This window comes from Actinacidiphila sp. bgisy145 (assembly GCF_057708125.1).
Genome location: NZ_JBYIRL010000021.1, coordinates 57099 through 76039 on the forward strand (window position 1 = coordinate 57099; position 18941 = coordinate 76039).

The following is an 18941-nucleotide window of genomic DNA, read 5'->3' on the forward strand; positions in this document are numbered from 1 at the left end:
CGGACCGGTGGCGGGGTCCGGCCGTCACAGGTAGAGGCCGCCTTCCGCCTGGGGCGGCACGGCGAGGGTGGGGGAGGTGCCGCGGCGCAGGGCGTACAGCTCGGCGAGGGTGGCGCCCTCGCGTCCGATGCCCTCGCTGGTGCCGAGCCACCGCACCGCCTCCTCGCGGTTCAGCGGGCCGACCTCGACGCGGGCGAGGCAGCGGCCGGGCCGGACGACAGCCGGGTGCAGGCGTTCCAGGGCTTCGTTGGTGGTGATGCCGACCAGGACGTTCCGGCCCTGGCCGAGCAGCCCGTCGGTGAGGTTGAGCAGCCGGGACAGCGCCTGGCCGGTCTCGTGCTTGGCCTGGCCGCGGATGAGTTCGTCGCAGTCCTCCAGCAGGAGCAGCCGCCAGCGGCCGCCCTCGCTCTCGTCCTCGCCGATGGCGATGTCCATCAGGTAGCCGACGTCGTTGAAGAGGCGTTCGGGGTCCAGGACGCAGTCCACCTGGCACCAGTCGCGCCACGAGCGGGCCAGGGTGCGCAGGGCGGACGTCTTGCCGGTGCCGGGCGGTCCGTGGAGCAGGAGCAGCCGCCCGGTGACGTCGTCGGCGGTCATCTTCATCAGGCCGTCCATGGCGTCGGCGACCGGTGCCGAGTAGTTGCCGCGCAGCTCGTCCCAGGTGTCGGCGGAGATCTTCCGGGTGGTGCGGTGCGGGCCGCGCCGGGGGGAGACGTACCAGAAGCCCATGGTGACGGTCTCCGGCTGCGGCTCCGGTTCGTCCTCCGCGTCCTCGACCGCCGACTTCAGCACCCGCTCGGCGAGTTCGTCGGAGGTCGCCGTCACCGTGACGTCGGCGCCCCGGTTCCAGCGCGAGACGAGGATCGTCCAGTCCTCCCCCTCGGCCAGGAGGGCACTGCGGTCCTTGTCGCGGGCCTGCCGCAGCACGGTCGCGTCCGGCGGCAGCAAAGTGAGGCCGGCCTTGACGTTCTCCAGGGAACTGCTGCGGGCGAAAGGCTGCTGTCCCGAGGTGAAGCGCCCCAGGAACAGGGCGTCGACGACGTCGGACGGGGAGTCGCTGTCGTCCAGCCGCAGGTGGACCGGCAGGGCGCGGAACGGATCGGCGGCCGCGGCGGCCTTCGCGTCGGCGGCGGGAGAGGTGGGCGGCACGTGCCTCCTCGGCGGACGGGATGTGGCGGACATGAGGCCATGATCCGGCACGGCGGCGCGATCGCCCAGCGCTTTTCGGTTCGACTCGGGCTGTTACGCGAACTTCCAAACCCCTCGAAAGGGTTGATTTGCCGTACGTGTGTCCGGAAATGATTCCGGTGAGGCCGGAGCGATGACGTGCGATGCCGTCCTCCTTTGCGCCCTGTACCGCGTCAACCCCCTTGGGCGGAGGGCGAATCGGGCGACCGGGGCGGCGGGGGATGCGCACGTGACGTGACGGGGCGATAGGGTTACCCTGCCCGTGCTGGGTGCCCTCGACAGGGTGGGGAGAGTCATGGAACAGATAGCGATGCACAGCAGGTCCAGAGTGCCTGCCATCAACTGCGGTACTACGGCGTCCAGTGCGCGTCTGGACCGGCACCTTGCGATACTGGCCGGCCCGGCCGTTCCGCAGCGCGAGGCCGAGGAGGCCACCGTGCTGCTGCGGGAGCTGACGGCGCGTGACACCACGCGGGTCAGGACCAGCAGGAGCGCCCGGGTGTCGCTGTTCGCGCCGCTGCGTCGACTGCGGAGGACGCTCTTCGGCAACCACCGCTGAGCCACGAGCAGTTCGCGTCCGTCCTGCTGTCCATGCGGTGGGGTGTGTGCGGCCGTCCTCCCCAGCGGCCGCAGCCGACCCACCGCACCGCCGTCACAGCAGGGCGAACTGCCCGTCGGGACCTTCTTCCTGGTGCTCCAGTACCGAGGCCGGCCTGCGCCTGGCCGGGGGCACCGGAAGGACTCCGGCGGTTCGCAGTGCCACCGCGCCGGTGGTATCCGCCCTGTCGACGCCCGTAGCGGCCGACCGCGCCGCGAAGTCCGCCAGTTCCTCCCGGAGTTCGGCGAGCAGCGTCAGTACGCCGATCAGTTCCAGTAGTTCCGAGGTCGTGGCCCGGCTCCAGGAGGCCGGCCGCAGCGCTTCGAGCGAGCCCTGCTCCCCGGATGCGGTCCGCCTCCCGTACCACGCCTCCAGGACCCGTACGCCGCCCGCGGTGGCCTCCCAGGCCGCGGGCGCCACCGGCGCGACCTGGCCGGTCCCGATCCACAGGGCGCGCTCCTGCGGGTCGTACCGCAGGTCGTCCGGCCGGGGCCGATCCGGCAGCGGTGCCCGGACGTAGGGGCGGCTGCCGCCGGGCGGTCGCAGCCGGGAGGCGTCGCGGCCCTGCCCGGGGTCGGCGCAGCGGGCACCGCGGGTGTGCAGCCACAGGGACCTGCGGCCCAGGGCGGTTCCCTCCCGCCACTGGTCCAGGCCGCGGGGGAGCGGCACCGCGCAGCCCCGGTGGCCGGGCCGGGCCGCGGCCGCGATCCAGGCGAGGGTGTCCTCGGCGGTGACTCCGGTGCCCAGGCGGCCGGCGAGCCAAGCGGTCAGGCCCGGCGCGAGGTTGGGGTCGCGGCCGCCGGGCTGCCGGTACAGCGGCCGGATCAGCGCGGGCTTGCCGGCCGGGGAACGCCCGTCCGGAAGCAGGGCGCTGAAGGTCACCGCGGCTTCCTCGGTGTCCGGCAGCGGGGTGTGCTCGACCGCGAAGACCTGCCGGTCGTCGGCGATCCGCCACAGCTCGGGCCGGGCCACGTCGATCAGCCGGTGATCGGGTATCAGCCACTGCTGGTCGTACGGTCCGTGCTGGATACGGACCGGCTCCGGGCAGCGGCCCGCCTCGCGGGAGATCGCGGTGGTGGGGGTCTGGTGGCCGGGGAGCTGGGCGACCGGGGTGTGCAGGCCCCGGGCACGGGTGGGGTGCAGCAGGGCGGCTTTGGCGCTGTCGTCCGGGGCGGTGGTGAGGAGCGTCCAGCGGGCCCGCAGGCAGGCGGGGTCGGATGCCATCGGCCAGCCGCGGCCGATGCGCAGCGGGCGGACCGACCAGGGCATCAGGTCGTGCAGCAAAGGCGCGTCATCGCTCACCACATGCATGCTACTGACGCCCCTCAGGGTGCCTCCATCGTCACGCTGAAGGAGAACCTGTCGCCGCGGTAGTGGATGTGTGCCACGTCCGCCACCTGGCCGGTGTCGTCGTAGGTCACGCCGGTGTAGTGCAGTATCGGGCTGAGCAGCGGTACGCCGAGCAGGCGGGCGGTGTCGGGGTCGGCGAGGCGGGCCGTCACGGTGTCGGTGATGCGGCTGATCCGCACGCCCAGCACGTCGCGCAGGACCTTCGTCATCGGCCAGCGTTCCAGGTCGGCGAGGTCGATGCCGGCGGCGAGTTCGGGGCGGACGTAGTTCTGCGCCCAGTTGGAGGGTTCGCCGGACTCGTCGTGGCGCAGCCGCCGGAAGGAGACGGCCTCGGTGCGGCCGGGGAAGTGCTCGGCCGCGTCCGGCGGCAGGGGAGCCGGGCCGTGGGAGAGGATCGTGGTGCGGCCGCCGGACTGCTGGGCGACGATGGCGTCCACCGAGCCGAGCAGCTTCACCGGCACTGCGCGCCGCGCGGCCGGCTCGATGAAGGTGCCGCGCCTGCGGTGACGGGATATCAGCCCCTCGGCCTCCAACTCCTTGAGCGCCTGGCGCAGGGTGAGCACGCTCACCCCGTAGTGCGCGGCGAGTTCCTCCTCGGTGGGCAGCCGCAGCGGGGCGTCCGCGGGGCGGCCCAGTATCGAGGCGCGCAGGGACTGCGAGACCTGGTACCACAGGGGCAGTTTGCCGTTGAGCACCAGGGAGTCGGGGGCGAAGGCGTTCGCGGTCGTCACAGCCGGAAGTTTCGCTCAAGCCCCTCCCAGACCGAGTCGTACCCGGCCTGGCGGTGCTCCGCGCCCATCGCGAACCCGGTCGGCACCACCGGCCAGCGCGTCTCGAACATGAACGCCAGCCCGTCGTCGACCTTCTGCGGGCGCAGTTCCGCGGTGCTGGCCCGGTCGTACGTCGTGCGGTCCGGTCCGTGCGCGGACATCATGTTGTGCAGCGAGGCACCGCCGGGGACGAACCCCTCGGCCTTCGCGTCGTAGGCGCCCTCGACCAGCCCCATGAACTCCGACATCACGTTCCGGTGGAAGTACGGCGGGCGGAAGGTGTCCTCGCCGACCAGCCAGCGCGGGGCGAACACCACGAAGTCCGCGCCCGCGAGCCCGGGGGTGTCCGACGGGGAGGTGAGGACGGTGAAGATGGACGGGTCCGGGTGGTCGTAGCTGATCGAGCCCAGGACGTTGAAGCGGTGCAGGTCGTAGAGGTAGGGCACATGGTTGCCGTGCCAGGCCACCACGTCGAGCGGGGAGTGGTCGTAGACGGCGGCCCACAGGTTGCCGCCGAACTTGCTGACGACCTCGGTGTCCTCCTCGCGGTCCTCGTAGGCGGCGACCGGGGCGAGGAAGTCCCGTGCGTTCGCCAGGCCGTTGGCGCCGATCGGGCCGAGGTCGGGGAGCTGGAACGGGCGGCCGTAGTTCTCGCACACATAGCCCCGGGCGGTCGACTCCAGCAGCTCCACCCGGAAGCGGACCCCGCGCGGGATCAGGGCGACATGGCCGGGCTCGGCGCGCAGCACGCCCAGTTCGGTGCGCAGCAGCAGGGCGCCCTGCTCGGGGACGATCAGGAACTCGCCGTCGGCGCAGGAGAACACGCGGCGGTCCATCGTGGTGTTCGCCGCGTACCAGTGGATGCCGATGCCCTCGCGGCGCAGCACATCACCGTTGCCCCCCACGGTGACCAGGCCCTGGACGAAGTCCGTGGGTTCGTCGGGGAACGGAAGGGGGCCCCAGCGCAGGCGGTTGGGGTCCGGCTCCACGTCGTGGAAGGGGGCGCTGCGCAGCGCCCCGTTCGGCACGCGGTGGAACGGGGGGTGGGCGGCGGACGGGCGGATGCGGTAGAGCCAGCTGCGGTGGTTGTGCGCCCGGGGCTCGGTGAAGGCGGTGCCGCTGAGCTGCTCGGCGTACAGCCCGAGGGGCGCGCGCTGCGGGGCGTTGCGCCCCACGGGGAGGGCGCCCGGTACGGCCTCCGTGCTGTGCTCGTTGCCGAATCCCGGCTGGTAGTCCAGGTCCTTGCCCTCGTCGCCGGGCCCGGCGCCTTGCAGCTCCATGCTTCGCTCCCCGTCCTGCCGTCGTCATTCCTATGCTGGGCCATAGGAATCGCGGCGGCAAGCCTCGCGGCCGCGCACGGATGGGGCGGGTGTGCCGGCCGGGGCGGGGCGGGGAGGGGCGGGGTGCGGTGCCGAGGGCGCGGGCCTGGGGGTGCGCAACGGCCTTGGCTAGGGTGGAGCGGCAGCAGGCCGCCGGTTCGATCGGCGGGCAGGGGCGGGAGGCGCGCCGTGGCGGGACCGGGCGGGTACGGAAGTGGGCGGCGCGTCGTCGGGCGGGCGCGCGGCGACGCAGGCAGGACGGAACCGACGGCGACCCGCGGGCCGCGGATCGCACGCGTGAGGCGGCCGTCCGGGCCGTCCGGTCCGCTCGATGCCGCGGCCGCGGGCTGAACCCGCCATGCCGGGGCCGGAGTCCGCGGGGGGCGCGCTGCGCCGTGTCCCGGTCCAGCGCCGCAGCGCCGAGCGCCTCGCCCGCATCCTCGACGCCTGCGCCCGCGAACTCGACGAAGGCGGGTACGAGCGGCTCAGCACTCGGGCGGTGGCGGCGCGCGCCGGAGTGCCCATCGGTTCCGTCTACCGCTTCTTCTCCGACAAACGAGCCATGACCGACGCGCTGGCCCACCGCAATCTCGACGAGTTCCTCGACCGCACGGCGGCGCGGCTGGCCGAGCCGGGCACCGGAACGGACTGGCGGGCCGCTGTCGACGTGCTGGTCGACGAGTACACCGCGATGAAGCGGACCGCGCCCGGCTTCGCGCTGGTGGAGTTCGGTGCCCCCGACGAGAGCAACCAGGACCTCGCCGACCGGCTGCCGGAACTGCTGGGCGACCGGCTCACCGCCGACCCCGCGGACCCGCGGCTGCGGCTGGCGCTGACCGTCGCGGTCGAGGCCGCCGACGCGGCGCTCCAGCTCGCGTTCCGTGTCGGCCGAATGGGTGATTCACGCGTGATCGACGAGGTGAAAGTGCTGGTCAGGGCCTATCTCGGGACCGTGCTCGAATAGCGAACCCGCATTCGATGGGTAACTCTGTGTAGTCGGGGTAGATCGATGGTGGAGCCACTCGGCGCCGGTCGGGCGGGATCGACGAGGACCGGCGGTATGACGCGAGTGGCCGGCGATCGCATAGATGGGCCCGAGGGCATCGGGCGGGCACTGGCCACACAAAACTATCGGCGCTAGTTTGGCGTCGCGGGTAAACAGGATGCGGAGGGCAGCAGCGTGGACAGCAGGACAGGCACGGCAGGCGGTGGCGAGGGCGTCCACCAGGGGCGCGACGAACTCTATGTCGACGGGCGCTGGCAGCCGGCGCTGGCCGACGCGTGGATCGACGTGGTCGACCCCGCGACCGAGCAGGTGATCGCCCGCGTCCCGGCCGGCGATGCCCGCGACGTGGACACGGCGGTGCGGGCGGCCCGCCGGGCGCTGCCCGGATGGGCGGCGACCGAGCCCGAGCAGCGGGCGGTGGTGCTGGCCGCCGCGGCGGATCTGATGGCCGAGCGGCGCGACGAGATCGCCGCCACGGTCGCCGCCGAACTGGGCGCGCCGCCGAAGTTCGCGATGGCGGTGCACACCGACATGCCCACCGCGGTGATGAGGTCGTTCGCCGAACTCGCCGCCGAGCACCGCTTCGAGGAGCGCATCGGCAACTCCCGGGTGCTGCACGAACCCGTCGGCGTGGTCGGTGCCATCACGCCCTGGAACTACCCGCTGCACCAGGTGGTGGCGAAGGTGGCGCCCGCCCTCGCCGCGGGGTGCACCGTGGTCCTCAAGCCGGCCGAGGACACCCCGCTCGTGGCCCAGTTGATGGCGGAGATCCTGCACACCGCGGGCCTGCCCGCCGGGGTGTTCAACCTGGTCACCGGGCTCGGACCGGTCGCGGGCCAGGCGCTCGCGGAGCACCCCGGGGTCGACCTGGTGTCCTTCACCGGGTCGACCGCGGTGGGGCGGCAGATAGGCGCGGCGGCGGGCGGCGCGGTCAAGCGGGTCGCGCTCGAACTCGGCGGCAAGTCGGCCAACGTGATCCTGCCGGGCGCGGACCTGGCCCGCGCGGTCAACGTCGGGGTGGCGAACGTCTTCGCCAACTCCGGCCAGACCTGTAGCGCCTGGACCCGGATGCTGGTGGACTCCGCCCGCTACGAGGAGGCGGTCGAACTGGCCACGACCGCCGCCGCGAAGTACGTCCCCGGCGAACGGCTGGGCCCGGTGGTCAGCGCGAAGCAGCGGCAGCGGGTCCGCGGCTACATCACCAAGGGTATGGAGGAGGGTGCCAAGGTCGCGATCGGCGGCCCCGACGCACCCGAGGGCCTCACCACCGGCTACTACGTGCGCCCCACCGTCTTCACCGACGTCGCCCCGGAAATGACGATCGCCCAGGAGGAGATCTTCGGCCCGGTGGTGGTGCTCATACGGTACGAGGACGAGGAGGACGCGCTGCGGATCGCCAACGGCACCGTGTACGGGCTGGCCGGGGCCGTATGGGGCGCCGACGAGGCGGAGGCGGTCGCCTTCGCCCGGCGGATGGAGACCGGCCAGGTCGATATCAACGGCGGCCGGTTCAACCCTCGGGCGCCCTTCGGCGGGTACAAGCAGTCGGGTGTCGGGCGGGAGCTGGGTCCGCACGGCCTGGCGGAGTACCTCCAGACGAAGTCCCTGCAGTTCTGAGCAGGCCGCACTGAGCAGGCCGCACTGAGCAAGCCGCACTGAGCAGGCCGCACCGGGAAAGCCGTACCCGGAAAGCCGTACCCGGAAAGCCGTACCGCCCGCTCCCACCGTTCGACCGTCCGATGCCGACGTCCGTCGCGAGAAGTCCAGGAGAGACCGTGGTCCGTGCTGCCGTACTGCCCGAAGTGAACGCTCCACTGCTGGTCACCGACATCGAGTTGCCGTCGCCCGGGCCCGGCCAGGTGCGGGTGCGGCTGGCGGCGGCGGGGGTGTGCCACTCGGACCTGTCGCTGTCCAACGGCACGCTGCGGCAGCCGGTGCCGGCGGTGCTCGGCCACGAGGGCGCGGGCACCGTGGTGGAGGTGGGCGAGGGTGTCACCCATGTCGAGGTCGGCGCCGAGGTGGTGCTCAACTGGGCACCGGCCTGCGGCAGCTGCCACTTCTGCGGGCTGGCGGAGCCGTGGCTGTGCGCCGACGCGGGCGCGGCGGCAGCAGCGCCCTACGCGCGACTGGCCGCGGACGGCAGCGAACTGTACCCCGGGCTGGGCACCGCGGTGTTCGCGGAGGAGACCGTGGTGGCGGCGAACGCGGTGCTGCCGCTGCCCGCGGGGGTGCCGCTGGCTGACGCGGCGCTGCTCGGCTGCGCGGTGCTGACCGGCTACGGCGCGGTGCACCATGTGGCCGGGGTGCGGCCCGGGGAGTCGGTCGCGGTGTACGGAGTGGGCGGGGTCGGCCTGGCGGTGCTCCAGTCGGCCCGGATCGCCGGGGCGGAGCGGATCATCGCGGTCGACGTGGCGCCTGGCAAGGAGGAGTTGGCCAGGGCGGCGGGCGCCACGGACTTCGTGGTGGCGGGCGAGGACACCGCCAAGCGGGTCCGGAAGCTGACCGGCGGTCACGGCGCGGACGCCGCGGTGGAGTGTGTGGGCCGCGCGGAGACTATCCGCACCGCGTGGTCGTCCACCCGGCGGGGCGGGCGGACCGCGGTCGTCGGTATCGGCGGGCAGGACCAGCAGGTCACTTTCAGCGCGCTGGAACTCTTCTACTTCGGCCGCACGTTGTCGGGGTGCGTGTACGGCAACTGCGACCCGGCGAAGGATCTCCCCGTCCTCGCCGGGCACGCACGCGAAGGGCGGCTCGACCTGTCCGCACTGGTCACCGACCGTATCGGCCTCGACGGCATACCGGATGCCTTCGAGGCGATGACCGCCGGCCGCGGCGGCCGGGCCCTGGTGGTGTTCTGACCGGCCGCCGCGGGTGGGCGAATATCAGGGTGAGGGCTGGGCGACCTGGGCCAGCCAGGGTTCGTGGGCGCCGTCGAAGGGACCGGAGCGCTCGGTGACCGCGTGCATCAGCCAGGACGCGGACTGGACGGCGGAGCGGATGACGTCGGCGGGATAGCCGTACCGCACCTGGTGTTCGGCGAACTCGTCCTCGTCGACGAGGACCGGGAGCCGGGTGCCGCGGCGGCGCAGGACGTCGAGGTCGAGGTCGACCATGGTCACCTCGGTCGCGGACGGCCACTGCGGCGGGGTGGTGATGTCGCAGTAGATCTCGGTGCGGTGCGGGGCGGCGTTGAAGGTGGCGGTCCACCAGGAGTCGAGGGGGAGGAGGAGGATGTGGGCTTCGGGAAGGTTCATGGTCAGGTCGTAGCCCTTGCGCGTGGTGCTGCCGGCGGGGAGGCCGAGCCACGTTCCGTGCTCGTCCTCACCGAGCCGGCGCATCTTCAGGTTCCAGTGCAACGAGCCGTCGTACTTGGTCCAGTTGACCTGGACGAGATCATCGGCGGTTCCGTCGAAAGCGGGCATGTGCGTCATGCTGTCACCGGAGGGGCGGTGCGCTCAGCGGAATTGAAGTGCCAGTCCGTCGATGAGCGCACGCAGGCCGGTTTCGAACGCTCCCTGGTCGATCTGCTCGCGGCGTTCGGCCAGCAGGTGGGCCTGGCCGAGGTGCGGGTAGTCGGCCGGGTCGTACGCCTGGGGGTCGCCGACGAAGCCGGCGGCGAAGGAGCCGAGCGCCGAGCCGGTGACGAAGTAGCGCATCAGGGCGCCGATGTGCGTCGCCTGGGCGGCGGGCCAGCCGGCCTCGACCATGGCGCCGAAGACGGCGTCGGCCATCCGCAGGCCGGCCGGCCGCAGCCCGGGGCCGACGGCGAGGAAGGGCACGATGTGCGGGTGCTCGGTCAGCGCGGCGCGGTAGGAGCGGCCCCAGGCCAGGAGGGCGGCGCGCCAGTCGGGCCGGCCGTCGGGCGAGGGGGCGAACATCGACAGGTCGACCTGGGCGATGACCGTGTCGGCGGCGGCGTCGAGGATCGCGTCCTTGGTGGCGAAGTGGTTGTAGAGGGAGGGCCCGCTGACCCCGAGCTCGGCGGCGAGGCGGCGGGTGGACAGCGCGTCGAGGCCCTCCTCGTCGATGAGGGCGAGCGCCGTCGTCACGATGCGGTCGCGGCTGAGCAGGGGCTTGCGGGGGCGGGCCATGCGGCACATAGTAGAGGCTGCCGACAGAAAACTAGCGCCGTTAGTTTAATGGGTGCGGAAGGGCCGGGTGACCGCGGTGGACCTTGAGCTGTCCGAGGAGCAGGCTGCCGTGAAGGCGCTGGCGAGGGATTTCGCGGACCGGGAGATCGCGCCGTACGCCGCCGGGTGGGACCGGGCGGAGAGCGTGGACCGCGGGATCGTGAAGAAGCTCGGCGCGCTCGGCTTCCTGGGGCTGACGATCGACGAGGAGTACGGCGGTTCGGGCGGCGACCACCTGGCGTACTGCCTGGTCACCGAGGAGTTGGGGCGCGGGGACTCCGCGGTGCGCGGGATCGTGTCGGTCTCGCTCGGCCTTGTCGCCAAGTCGATAGCGCACTGGGGCAGCCCGGCCCAGAAGCGGGAGTGGCTGCCGCGGCTGACAGCCGGTGACGCGGTCGGCTGCTTCGGCCTCACCGAGCCCGGGACCGGTTCGGACGCCGCCAACCTCACCACGCGGGCAGTGCGGGACGGCGACGCGTACGAGATCACCGGCAGCAAGATGTTCATCACCAACGGCACCTGGGCGGATGTCGTCCTGCTCTTCGCGCGCACCGGAGGGGAGGGGCACCGGGGGGTGAGCGCTTTCCTCGTGCCGGCCGACGCGCCCGGCCTCACCCGCCGCGAGGTGCACGGCAAGCTGGGGCTGCGCGGGCAGGCCACGGCCGAACTGGTGCTGGACGCGGTGCGGGTCCCGGCGGACGCGATGCTCGGGCCCGAGGGCAAGGGCTTCTCGGTGGCGATGTCCGCGCTGGCCAAGGGGCGGATGTCGGTGGCCGCGGGATGCGTCGGCATCGCGCAGGCGTGCCTGGAGGCGGCCACCGGATACGCCGGGCAGCGCGAGCAGTTCGGGGTGCCGATCGCCCGGCACCAGCTGGTGCAGGAGATGATCGCCGACATCGCCGTCGACGTGGCCGCCGCACGGCTGCTGACCTGGCGCGTCGCCGACCTCATCGACCGCGGGCAGCCCTTCGCCACGGAGTCGTCGGTCGCCAAGCTCTACGCCAGCGAGGCCGCGGTGCGCTGCGCCAACAACGCGGTGCAGGTGTTCGGGGGCTATGGCTATATCGACGAGTATCCGGCGGGCAAGCTGCTGCGGGACGCGCGGGTGATGACGCTGTACGAGGGCACCAGCCAGATACACAAGCTGCTCATCGGGCGGGCGCTGACCGGTGTGTCCGCGTTCTAGGGAGCCGTCCGCACGCCCCGCGCGCCTGGCTCCGCGCCGTTGGCTAAGCGCTTGCTCACCCGGGACGGTAGGGTATGGCCCTGTCGGCCAAGTGGGTGGACAGGTGTGAGGAGCGTGGGATGACGGCTGCGGAGGAGGCGACCGGCGAGGCGTGGGGTGACATCACCCCCGACGCCGCGAGGCGGCTGGTGATCGCCGCGGTCGAGGCGTTCGCGGAGCGCGGCTATCACGCCACCACCACCCGGGACATCGCCGGGCGGGCCGGGATGAGCCCCGCCGCGCTCTACATCCACTACAAGACCAAGGAAGAGCTGCTCTACCAGATCAGCAAGGTCGGCCACCACCGGTCGCTGGCGATGCTGGCGGAGGCGCGCGACGCCGAGGGCACCCCGGCCGAACGGCTCGCGGGGGCGGTCCGCGTGTTCGTGCGCTGGCACGCCGAGCACCACACCACCGGCCGCATCGTGCAGTACGAACTCGGTGCCCTCGCCCCCGAGCACTACCGGGAGATCGTCGTACTGCGCCGGCAGAGCGAGGACGCGATCCGGACGATCATCAAGGACGGGGTGGCGACCGGGGAGTTCGACGTGCCCGACGTCTCCGGGACCACCCTCGCGGTGCTGTCGCTCTGCATCGACGTGGCCCGGTGGTTCAGCCCCGACGGCAGCCGCACCCCCGAGGAGGTGGGCGCGCTCTACGCCGGGCTGGTGCTGCGGATGGTCCGCCGGATCGACTGACCGGGTAGCGCTCGGGCCTGCTCGGAGCCGGCGCTCGGAGGTACCAAGACGTGCGAAGAGCTGCTCAGAGGTAGAAGCGCACCACGGTCTCGGCCACGCACACCGGCTTCTCGCCGCCCTCGCGTTCGATGGTCACCTGAGAGACGAGTTGCACGCCCCCGCCCGCCTCCGACACCTCCGCGATCTTCGCGGTGGCCCGCAGCCGGGAGCCGACCGGCACGGGGGCGGGGAAGCGGACCTTGTTCAGGCCGTAGTTGACGCCCATCCGCACCCCCTCGACGCTGAACAGCAGCGGGGTCAGCGACGGGATCAGCGAGAGCGTGAGGAAGCCGTGCGCGATGGTGGTGCCGAAAGGTCCCTGCGCCGCCCGTTCGGGGTCGACGTGAATCCACTGGTGGTCCCCGGTCGCCTCGGCGAAGCGATCGATCCGCGTCTGGTCGACCTCGATCCAGTCCGTCCAGCCGAGTTGCACGCCGACGGCGGCGCGCAGCTCGTCGAGCGAGGCGAAGACGCGGGGCTGCGACATGGCGGTGGGACCTCCTGGACGACGGGTTTCCAAGCGCTTGCTCAGCATGGTTCGGTCCACCCGTCGTGTCAACGTGCCGACGCCGTACGGCCCGCCGCACCGCGGTCGGTTCAGCCGCGGGCCAGCAGCTCGAGCCGTGCGGACGACGCAGTGCCAGGCCGCGCGTGGTACGTGATCAGCATCTGCCCGGGTGCCTGCGGCAGCGCCAGCTTCTCGTAGTGCAGGTCGAGGTCGCCGACCCGCGGGTGCCGCAGCAGCGTGACCCCGCTGGTCCTGATCCGCACGTCCTGCCGCGCCCACAGCGTGCGGAACCGCTCGCTGCGCAGAGTCAGCTCGCCGATCAGCGCCAGCAGCCGCGGATCGTCCACCCCCGCGGCCATCGAGCGCAGATGGGCCACGGTCTTCGCGGTCATGGCGTCCCAGTCGCGGTAGTACGCGCGCATCGCCGGTTCGAGGAAGGCGGCGCGCAACGTGCTGGTGCCGGGGGCGAAGTACGGGTTGAGCGCGACGGCGAGCGGGTTCGCGGCCAGCGTGGTCAGCGAGCGGCCGACCACTGTCGCGGGCGTGGCGGTCCAGCTGTCGATCAGCGACCGTACGCCCGCGCCGGCCCGCTCCGGCCGCAGCGCGCCGCCGCCGTGCCGGGCCGCCGGGCGCCGCGGCCGGGCGAGCGCGCGCAGATACGTCTCCGCGTCGGCGTCCAGCCGCAGCGCGCGGGCCAAGCTGTCGAGCACCTGGTCCGAAGGGTGCTGGTCGCGGCCCTGCTCCAGCCGCAGGTAGTACTCGACGCTGATCCCGGCCAGCAGCGCGACCTCCTCCCGCCGCAGCCCCGGCACCCGGCGCCTGCTTCCCGCGGGCAGCCCCACGTCCTGCGGCCGCAGCCGCTCCCGCCGCAGCCGCAGATAGCCGCCCAGCTCGCTCACCGTGGCCATGCCACCCAGCGTACGGCCGGGCGCGCCGCTCATCCTGTCCCTCCCGCTACCAGTGTCCACAGGGTCTTACTCTGCGTGACGGTCGGCCGCACCATCGAGAGAGCCGACCGGGCGGACCGGCGGCACGGTGGAGAGAGCGGGAGCAAGCGGTATGAGCGGCGAACGGGTACTGGTCACGGGCGGTTCGGGATTCGTGGGCGCGCACTGCGTCGTACGACTGCTGGAGGCGGGATACCGGGTACGGGCCACGGTGCGTTCCGCGGCGCGGGAGGCGCAGGTGCGCGCCATGGTGACGGAGGGCCTCGCGCGACCGGGCGGCCCGGGCGGCCCCGCAGGCGCCGCCGCCGATGTCACCTTCGCCGTCGCCGACCTGGCCGGGGACGAGGGCTGGGCCGAGGCCGTCGACGGGTGCGCGTACGTCCTGCACGTCGCCTCGCCCTTCCCGCCGGGCGAGCCCGCGCACGAGGACGACCTGATCGTGCCGGCCCGCGACGGCGCCCTGCGCGTGTTGCGGGCGGCGCGCGCGGCGGGGGTGCGGCGGGTGGTGCTCACCTCGTCGTTCGGCGCGGTCGGCTACGGCCACCCGCAGACCGAGGCGCCCTTCACCGAGGAGAGCTGGACCGACCTCGCGGGCCCGGGCGTCAGCGCCTACGTCAGGTCCAAGACGCTGGCCGAGCGCGCCGCCTGGCGGTTCGCGGCGGCGGAGGGCGCGGGGACCGAACTCGCGGTGGTCAACCCGGTGGGTGTCTTCGGCCCGGTGCTCGGCCCCGACTACTCCGCCTCCGTCGCCCTGGTCCGCCACCTGCTCGACGGCGCGATGGCCGAGGTGCCGCGGCTGCACTTCGCGGCGGTGGACGTGCGCGACGTCGCCGACCTGCACCTGCGCGCGATGACCGACCCGGCCGCGGCGGGGGAGCGGTTCGTGGCGGCGGCCGACGGCGTGATGTCCCTGCACGAGGTCGCGGTGCTGCTGAAGGAGCGGTTGGGCGCGGCGGCGGCGAAGGTGCCGACGGCGGAGGCGGCCGGCGCCGGACCGGTGGCGGTACGGCACACCAGCAGCGCGAAGGCCCGGCGGCTGCTGGGGTGGGCGCCCCGGACGGGTGCGGAGGCGGTGCTCGCGACGGCGGAGAGCCTGCTGCGGCTCGACCGGCGCTAGCCCCGGGCCCCGGCGCCAGGCCGCCCGGCCCCCGGCCGCCCCGCCAAACGGCCCCCCGCCCCCGGCCGCCCGGCCCCGCCGCCCGCTCCCACCGTGCCCCGGCCCCCGGCCCCCTCACCCGCGGCAAAGCGACAAGTCGACCCGCCACCAGGCGATATCGAGTGGCGTCCGCCTCCCGGATCGGGCACGATGCGCGAGTTCCGCCCCCGCCGGGGCCGCCGTACCCGAGGAGCCCGAGAACCGCATGAGCCTGCGCCACCACGAGATCGCCGAGTCCGGGCACCGCATCCTGAACCCGATCACCGAGGAGAAGCTGATGCTCCTCGGCGAGATCTGCCGCCTCCGGGAGGGGCAGCGGCAGCTCGACCTGGCGTGCGGGAAGGGGGAGATGCTCGCCCGCTGGGCGGAGCGGTACGGCACCGGGGGCGTCGGGGTCGACCTGAGCGAGGTGTTCCTGACCGCGGCCCGGCTGCGCGCGGCGGAGCTGGGGGTGGCCGAGCGGCTGGACTTCGTCCGCGGCGACGCGGGGGCGTACGAGGCGGAGCCGGCGGCGTACGACGTCGTGTCCTGCATCGGGGCGACGTGGATCGGCGGCGGGCTCGGCGGCACCATCGAGCTGCTCCGGCCGGCGCTGCGCCCGGGCGGGCTGATGCTCATCGGCGAGCCGTACCTGACGGAGCCCGCGCCGGAGGAGGCACTGGAGGCGATGGGGTTCGGCCCGGAGGAGTTCACCTCGCTGGTGGGCACCTCGGAGCGGTTCGAGGCCGCCGGGACGGAACTGGTGGAGATGGTGCTGGCGGACGGCGACAGCTGGGACCGCTACGTCGCGGAGCAGTGGTTCGCGATCTCGGACTGGCTGCGCGCGGTGCCGCCGGACCACCGGGACGCGGCGGACATGCGGGAGTTCCTGGCGCACAGCCGCCGTACGCACCTGGAGTACCAGCGCCGGTACCTCGGGTGGGGCGTGTTCGTGCTGCGGGCGGCCTGAAAGCGACGACGCCCCGACCGCGGCCCGACCTCGCGTACGGGCCCCACCTCGCGTACGGCCCCACGGCCGCCGCGCGCGGGTGATCCGCCCCCATATCACCGTGTTCACGCCACAATCGGCTCCGGCCGAATCCAAAAGCTGACGTATGTTCATCTTCCGGCGACCCCGTACCGGCGGTAACCTCCGCGCACCGGTATCCGGAAGGAGCAGTTATGCCGCTACGGACCCCACGACGGATCGGCACGCGCGTCGGCAGACGGATCGGTACCCTGAGAACCGCGGCAGCCGCCGCGCTGCTCGCCCTCGGCGCCACCCTCATGGCGCCGGGCGCGATGGCCGCCCACGCCGCGGACTCCACCACCGACTACTGCGGCGGGCAGTGCTCGGACATCCTGCCGCCCGGCGAGAACGGCAACGCCACCCTCGCCGACATCCTCGCCAACAAGGCGTTCGGCACCCGCCCCGCCCACACCACGGACCAGCTCGGGCCCTACTCCTCGCTCGCGACCGGGTACCAGAACCTGACGGACTCGACGTTGAGCAGCTTTTTCAACTCCTCGTCCTTCGGGGTGCCTTCGGCCCAGGTCGCCTCGGTGATCAGCCCGCGCTCCGATGTCACCATCACCAGGGACAAGGCCACCGGGGTGCCGCACATCAAGGGCACCACCCGGGACGGCACCGAGTTCGGCGCGGGATACGCCGCCGCGCAGGACCGGTTGTGGCTGATGGACCTCTTCCGGCACGTCGGCCGGGGGGAGCTGTCGTCCTTCGCCGGCGGCGCCGCCGCCAACCGCGGCCTGGAGCAGGAGTTCTGGCAGCAGGCCCCCTACACCGAGGACGACCTCCAGGCCCAGGTCGACTGGCTGAGCACCCACAGCGGCGACCGCGGCAAGCAGGCGCTGGCCGACGCGCAGGACTACATCGACGGCATCAACGCCTACATCACCGCGGCGAAGAGCGGCCGGTACTTCCCCGGGGAGTACGACCTGACCGGGCACGTGAACGCGATCACCAACGAAGGGGACATCGAGCCGTTCAAGCTCACCGACCTGATCGCGCTCGCCTCCGTGGTCGGCGCGCTGTTCGGCACCGGCGGCGGCGGAGAGGTCCAGTCGGCGCTGTCGCTGCTGGCCGCGCAGCAGAAGTACGGCGTGCAGCAGGGCACGAACGTGTGGGAGTCGTTCCGGGAGCGGGACGACCCCGAGGCCACCTCGACCGTGCACGACGGCACTTCGTTCCCGTACGCGGGCAAGCCGGCGAACGCGCAGGGCGAGGCGCTGCCCGATCCGGGCTCGGTGGTGCCGGAACCACTGGTCTACGACGAGACCGGCGGCGCGACGCAGACCACCACGAAGAGCCCGGGCGTGCTGCCCGCGAACCTCTTCTCCACCCCGCGCAAGGGCATGTCCAACGCGCTGGTGGTCAGCGGCGCGCACACCGCCAGCGGCCACCCGGTCGCCGTGTTCGGCCCGCAGACCGGCTACTTCGCCCCGCAGCTGCTGATGCTCCAGGAGCTCCAGGGCCCGGGGATCAGCGCGCGCGGCGCGTCGTTCGCGGGGCTCGGCATGTACGTCGAGCTCGGCCGCGGCCAGGACTACGCCTGGAGCGCCACCTCCGCCTCGCAGGACGTGACCGACACCTACGCGGTGCAGCTGTGCCAGGACGACACCCACTACATCCTGCACGGCAGCTGCGTGGCGATGGAGAAGCTGGAGCGGACCAACTCCTGGTCGCCGACGCTCGCGGACTCCACGCCCGCCGGGTCCTACCGGATGCAGGTGTACCGCACCGCGTACGGGCCGGTGATCTACCGGGCCACGATCGGCGGGAAACCCGTGGCCTACACGCAGTTGCGCAGTTCGTACATGCACGAGGCGGACTCGATCATCGGGTTCCAGGAGCTGAACGACCCGGGGTTCGTGCATGACGCGGCGTCGTTCCAGAAGGCGGCGCAGGACATCAACTACACCTTCAACTGGTTCTACGCCGACTCCCGGCAGACCGCGTACTACAACAGCGGCACCAACCCGGTGCGCGCGAGCGGGGTGGATGCGTCCTTCCCGGTGTGGGGGACCGGCGCCTACGACTGGCAGGGCTGGGACCCGACCCACAACACGGCCACCTACACGCCCGCTTCGCAGCACCCGCAGTCCATCGACCAGGACTACTACATCAGTTGGAACAACAAACAGGCGCCCGGCTACACCTCGGCGACCTTCGGCAACGGCTCGGTGCACCGGGCCGACCTGCTGGAGGACCGGGTCAAGGCGCTGGTCCAGGCGGGCGGCGTGACCCGGTCGTCGCTGGTCAAGGCGATGTCGGACGCCTCGCTGACCGACCTGCGCGGTGAGGACGTGCTGCCCGACCTGCTCCAGGTGATCAACAGCCAGCCGGTCACCGACAGCCAGGAGGCCACCGCCGTCCAGCAGTTGACCACCTGGCTCGGGCACGGCGCCAAGCGCACCGAGACCTCCGCCGGCTCGCACACCTATGCCGACGCGGACGCGGTGCGGACCATGGACGCGTGGTGGCCGCTGCTGGTCAAGGGCGAGTTCGCCCCCGGGCTCGGCACCGACCTGTACACCGCGCTGGCCACGGACCTGAGCATCGACGAGTCGCCCTCGGCCGGGCACGGCCCGACCGGCTCGCACGCGGGCAGCTCCTTCCAGTACGGCTGGTGGTCCTATGTCGACAAGGACCTGCGGCAGGTGCTCGGGCAGAACGTGAAGGGGCCGCTGGCGCAGACCTACTGCGGCGGCGGGCAGCTCTCGGCCTGCCGGGACGTGCTGCTGTCCACGCTGAAGCAGGCGGCGGCCACCCCGGCGACCACCGTCTACCCCGGTGACGACGGCGGCTGCTCGGCCGGCGACCAGTGGTGCGCCGACTCGATCGTGCAGCGGCCGCTCGGCGGCATCACCGACGACCGGATCAGCTGGCAGAACCGCCCCACCTACCAGCAGGTGGTGGAGTTCCCCGCGCACCGCTGAGCGGGAAGGCGCCACCGCGCGCCGCGGCACCGTACGGCCCTGGGGGCCGGGTCCCGAGTGGGGCCCGGCCC

17 protein-coding genes are annotated in these 18941 nt (G+C 72.9%); 9 read left to right on the plus strand and 8 right to left on the minus strand.

Going from position 1 to position 18941, the window contains the following annotated elements; genetic code table 11:
* Positions 1-24 precede the first annotated feature (24 nt).
* Positions 25-1182, minus strand: a complete 1158-nt coding sequence (locus AC3ERT_RS19995; RefSeq protein ID WP_435175747.1) for a DUF5925 domain-containing protein — start codon at positions 1180-1182, stop codon at positions 25-27.
* A 301-nt stretch (positions 1183-1483) separates the two neighbouring features.
* Here AC3ERT_RS19995 and AC3ERT_RS20000 point away from each other — a divergent pair, with 301 nt between their 5' ends.
* Positions 1484-1747, plus strand: a complete 264-nt coding sequence (locus AC3ERT_RS20000; RefSeq protein WP_335982264.1) for a hypothetical protein — start codon at positions 1484-1486, stop codon at positions 1745-1747.
* Between the two features lie 93 nt (positions 1748-1840).
* Here AC3ERT_RS20000 and AC3ERT_RS20005 read toward each other — a convergent pair whose 3' ends face one another.
* The 3 genes from AC3ERT_RS20005 to hmgA are packed head-to-tail and all read right to left on the minus strand — an operon-like array spanning position 1841 to position 5186.
* Positions 1841-3088: a type ISP restriction/modification enzyme gene (locus AC3ERT_RS20005; RefSeq protein WP_435175749.1), complete on the minus strand. Its 1248-nt coding sequence runs from the start codon at positions 3086-3088 to the stop codon at positions 1841-1843.
* Between the two features lie 23 nt (positions 3089-3111).
* A complete protein-coding gene (locus AC3ERT_RS20010; protein ID WP_435175751.1) occupies positions 3112-3867 on the minus strand; it encodes a GntR family transcriptional regulator in 756 nt (251 codons plus the stop codon).
* Complete coding sequence (gene hmgA / locus AC3ERT_RS20015; RefSeq protein WP_435175753.1) at positions 3864-5186, minus strand: homogentisate 1,2-dioxygenase; 1323 nt, start codon at positions 5184-5186, stop codon at positions 3864-3866. Before hmgA ends, AC3ERT_RS20010 begins: the two co-directional genes overlap by 4 nt.
* Positions 5187-5556: 370 nt before the next feature.
* Between hmgA and AC3ERT_RS20020 the strand changes: the two genes are divergently transcribed.
* From AC3ERT_RS20020 to AC3ERT_RS20030, 3 genes are all read left to right on the plus strand, one after another.
* Positions 5557-6189 (plus strand): TetR/AcrR family transcriptional regulator, encoded by a 633-nt coding sequence (locus AC3ERT_RS20020; RefSeq protein WP_435175755.1) that lies wholly within the window; start codon positions 5557-5559, stop codon positions 6187-6189.
* Between the two features lie 306 nt (positions 6190-6495).
* Positions 6496-7848, plus strand: a complete 1353-nt coding sequence (locus AC3ERT_RS20025; protein ID WP_435175837.1) for an aldehyde dehydrogenase family protein — start codon at positions 6496-6498, stop codon at positions 7846-7848.
* 158 nt (positions 7849-8006) lie between these two features.
* The gene (locus tag AC3ERT_RS20030; RefSeq protein WP_435175757.1) at positions 8007-9089 is read left to right on the plus strand and encodes a zinc-binding dehydrogenase; all 1083 of its coding nucleotides are present in this window, start codon (positions 8007-8009) and stop codon (positions 9087-9089) included.
* A 24-nt stretch (positions 9090-9113) separates the two neighbouring features.
* Here the strand turns inward: AC3ERT_RS20030 and AC3ERT_RS20035 are convergent, their stop codons facing one another.
* Complete coding sequence (locus tag AC3ERT_RS20035) at positions 9114-9662, minus strand: DUF402 domain-containing protein (protein WP_488180742.1); 549 nt, start codon at positions 9660-9662, stop codon at positions 9114-9116.
* Positions 9663-9686: 24 nt separating this feature from the next.
* On the minus strand, positions 9687-10322 hold the full coding sequence (locus AC3ERT_RS20040; RefSeq protein ID WP_335982278.1) for a TetR/AcrR family transcriptional regulator: 636 nt from the start codon (positions 10320-10322) through the stop codon (positions 9687-9689).
* Positions 10323-10398: 76 nt separating this feature from the next.
* Between AC3ERT_RS20040 and AC3ERT_RS20045 the strand changes: the two genes are divergently transcribed.
* Positions 10399-11547, plus strand: a complete 1149-nt coding sequence (locus tag AC3ERT_RS20045; protein ID WP_335982338.1) for an acyl-CoA dehydrogenase family protein — start codon at positions 10399-10401, stop codon at positions 11545-11547.
* 119 nt (positions 11548-11666) lie between these two features.
* On the plus strand, positions 11667-12284 hold the full coding sequence (locus AC3ERT_RS20050; protein ID WP_435175759.1) for a TetR/AcrR family transcriptional regulator: 618 nt from the start codon (positions 11667-11669) through the stop codon (positions 12282-12284).
* Between the two features lie 64 nt (positions 12285-12348).
* On the opposite strand, the gene AC3ERT_RS20055 is transcribed toward AC3ERT_RS20050, so the two are convergent.
* Complete coding sequence (locus AC3ERT_RS20055) at positions 12349-12810, minus strand: MaoC family dehydratase (protein ID WP_435131608.1); 462 nt, start codon at positions 12808-12810, stop codon at positions 12349-12351.
* 110 nt (positions 12811-12920) lie between these two features.
* Positions 12921-13739, minus strand: coding sequence for a helix-turn-helix domain-containing protein (locus AC3ERT_RS20060; protein WP_335982284.1), 819 nt, complete (start codon positions 13737-13739; stop codon positions 12921-12923).
* A 151-nt stretch (positions 13740-13890) separates the two neighbouring features.
* Between AC3ERT_RS20060 and AC3ERT_RS20065 the strand changes: the two genes are divergently transcribed.
* The 3 genes from AC3ERT_RS20065 to AC3ERT_RS20075 all read left to right on the plus strand — a co-directional run bounded on the left by AC3ERT_RS20065 (position 13891) and on the right by AC3ERT_RS20075 (position 18870).
* Positions 13891-14895, plus strand: a complete 1005-nt coding sequence (locus AC3ERT_RS20065) for an NAD-dependent epimerase/dehydratase family protein (RefSeq protein ID WP_435131611.1) — start codon at positions 13891-13893, stop codon at positions 14893-14895.
* 244 nt (positions 14896-15139) lie between these two features.
* Positions 15140-15883 carry a methyltransferase domain-containing protein gene (locus tag AC3ERT_RS20070; RefSeq protein WP_335982288.1) on the plus strand — a complete coding sequence of 248 codons (744 nt, stop codon included), beginning with the start codon at positions 15140-15142 and terminating at the stop codon, positions 15881-15883.
* A 212-nt stretch (positions 15884-16095) separates the two neighbouring features.
* Positions 16096-18870, plus strand: a complete 2775-nt coding sequence (locus tag AC3ERT_RS20075) for a penicillin acylase family protein (protein ID WP_435175761.1) — start codon at positions 16096-16098, stop codon at positions 18868-18870.
* The last annotated feature ends 71 nt before the right edge of the window (positions 18871-18941 follow it).

What these genes read in the sequence shown, in the direction of transcription:
- AC3ERT_RS19995 (WP_435175747.1), bottom strand. Translation starts at nt 1,182, where the DNA reads ATGTCCGCCACATCCCGTCCGCCGAGGAGGCACGTGCCGCCCACCTCT.
- AC3ERT_RS20000 (WP_335982264.1), top strand. Translation starts at nt 1,484, where the DNA reads ATGGAACAGATAGCGATGCACAGCAGGTCCAGAGTGCCTGCCATCAAC.
- hmgA (WP_435175753.1), bottom strand. Translation starts at nt 5,186, where the DNA reads ATGGAGCTGCAAGGCGCCGGGCCCGGCGACGAGGGCAAGGACCTGGAC.
- AC3ERT_RS20020 (WP_435175755.1), top strand. Translation starts at nt 5,557, where the DNA reads ATGCCGCGGCCGCGGGCTGAACCCGCCATGCCGGGGCCGGAGTCCGCG.
- AC3ERT_RS20035 (WP_488180742.1), bottom strand. Translation starts at nt 9,662, where the DNA reads ATGACGCACATGCCCGCTTTCGACGGAACCGCCGATGATCTCGTCCAG.
- AC3ERT_RS20040 (WP_335982278.1), bottom strand. Translation starts at nt 10,322, where the DNA reads ATGGCCCGCCCCCGCAAGCCCCTGCTCAGCCGCGACCGCATCGTGACG.
- AC3ERT_RS20050 (WP_435175759.1), top strand. Translation starts at nt 11,667, where the DNA reads ATGACGGCTGCGGAGGAGGCGACCGGCGAGGCGTGGGGTGACATCACC.
- AC3ERT_RS20055 (WP_435131608.1), bottom strand. Translation starts at nt 12,810, where the DNA reads ATGTCGCAGCCCCGCGTCTTCGCCTCGCTCGACGAGCTGCGCGCCGCC.
- AC3ERT_RS20060 (WP_335982284.1), bottom strand. Translation starts at nt 13,739, where the DNA reads ATGGCCACGGTGAGCGAGCTGGGCGGCTATCTGCGGCTGCGGCGGGAG.
- AC3ERT_RS20065 (WP_435131611.1), top strand. Translation starts at nt 13,891, where the DNA reads ATGAGCGGCGAACGGGTACTGGTCACGGGCGGTTCGGGATTCGTGGGC.
- AC3ERT_RS20070 (WP_335982288.1), top strand. Translation starts at nt 15,140, where the DNA reads ATGAGCCTGCGCCACCACGAGATCGCCGAGTCCGGGCACCGCATCCTG.
- AC3ERT_RS20075 (WP_435175761.1), top strand. Translation starts at nt 16,096, where the DNA reads ATGCCGCTACGGACCCCACGACGGATCGGCACGCGCGTCGGCAGACGG.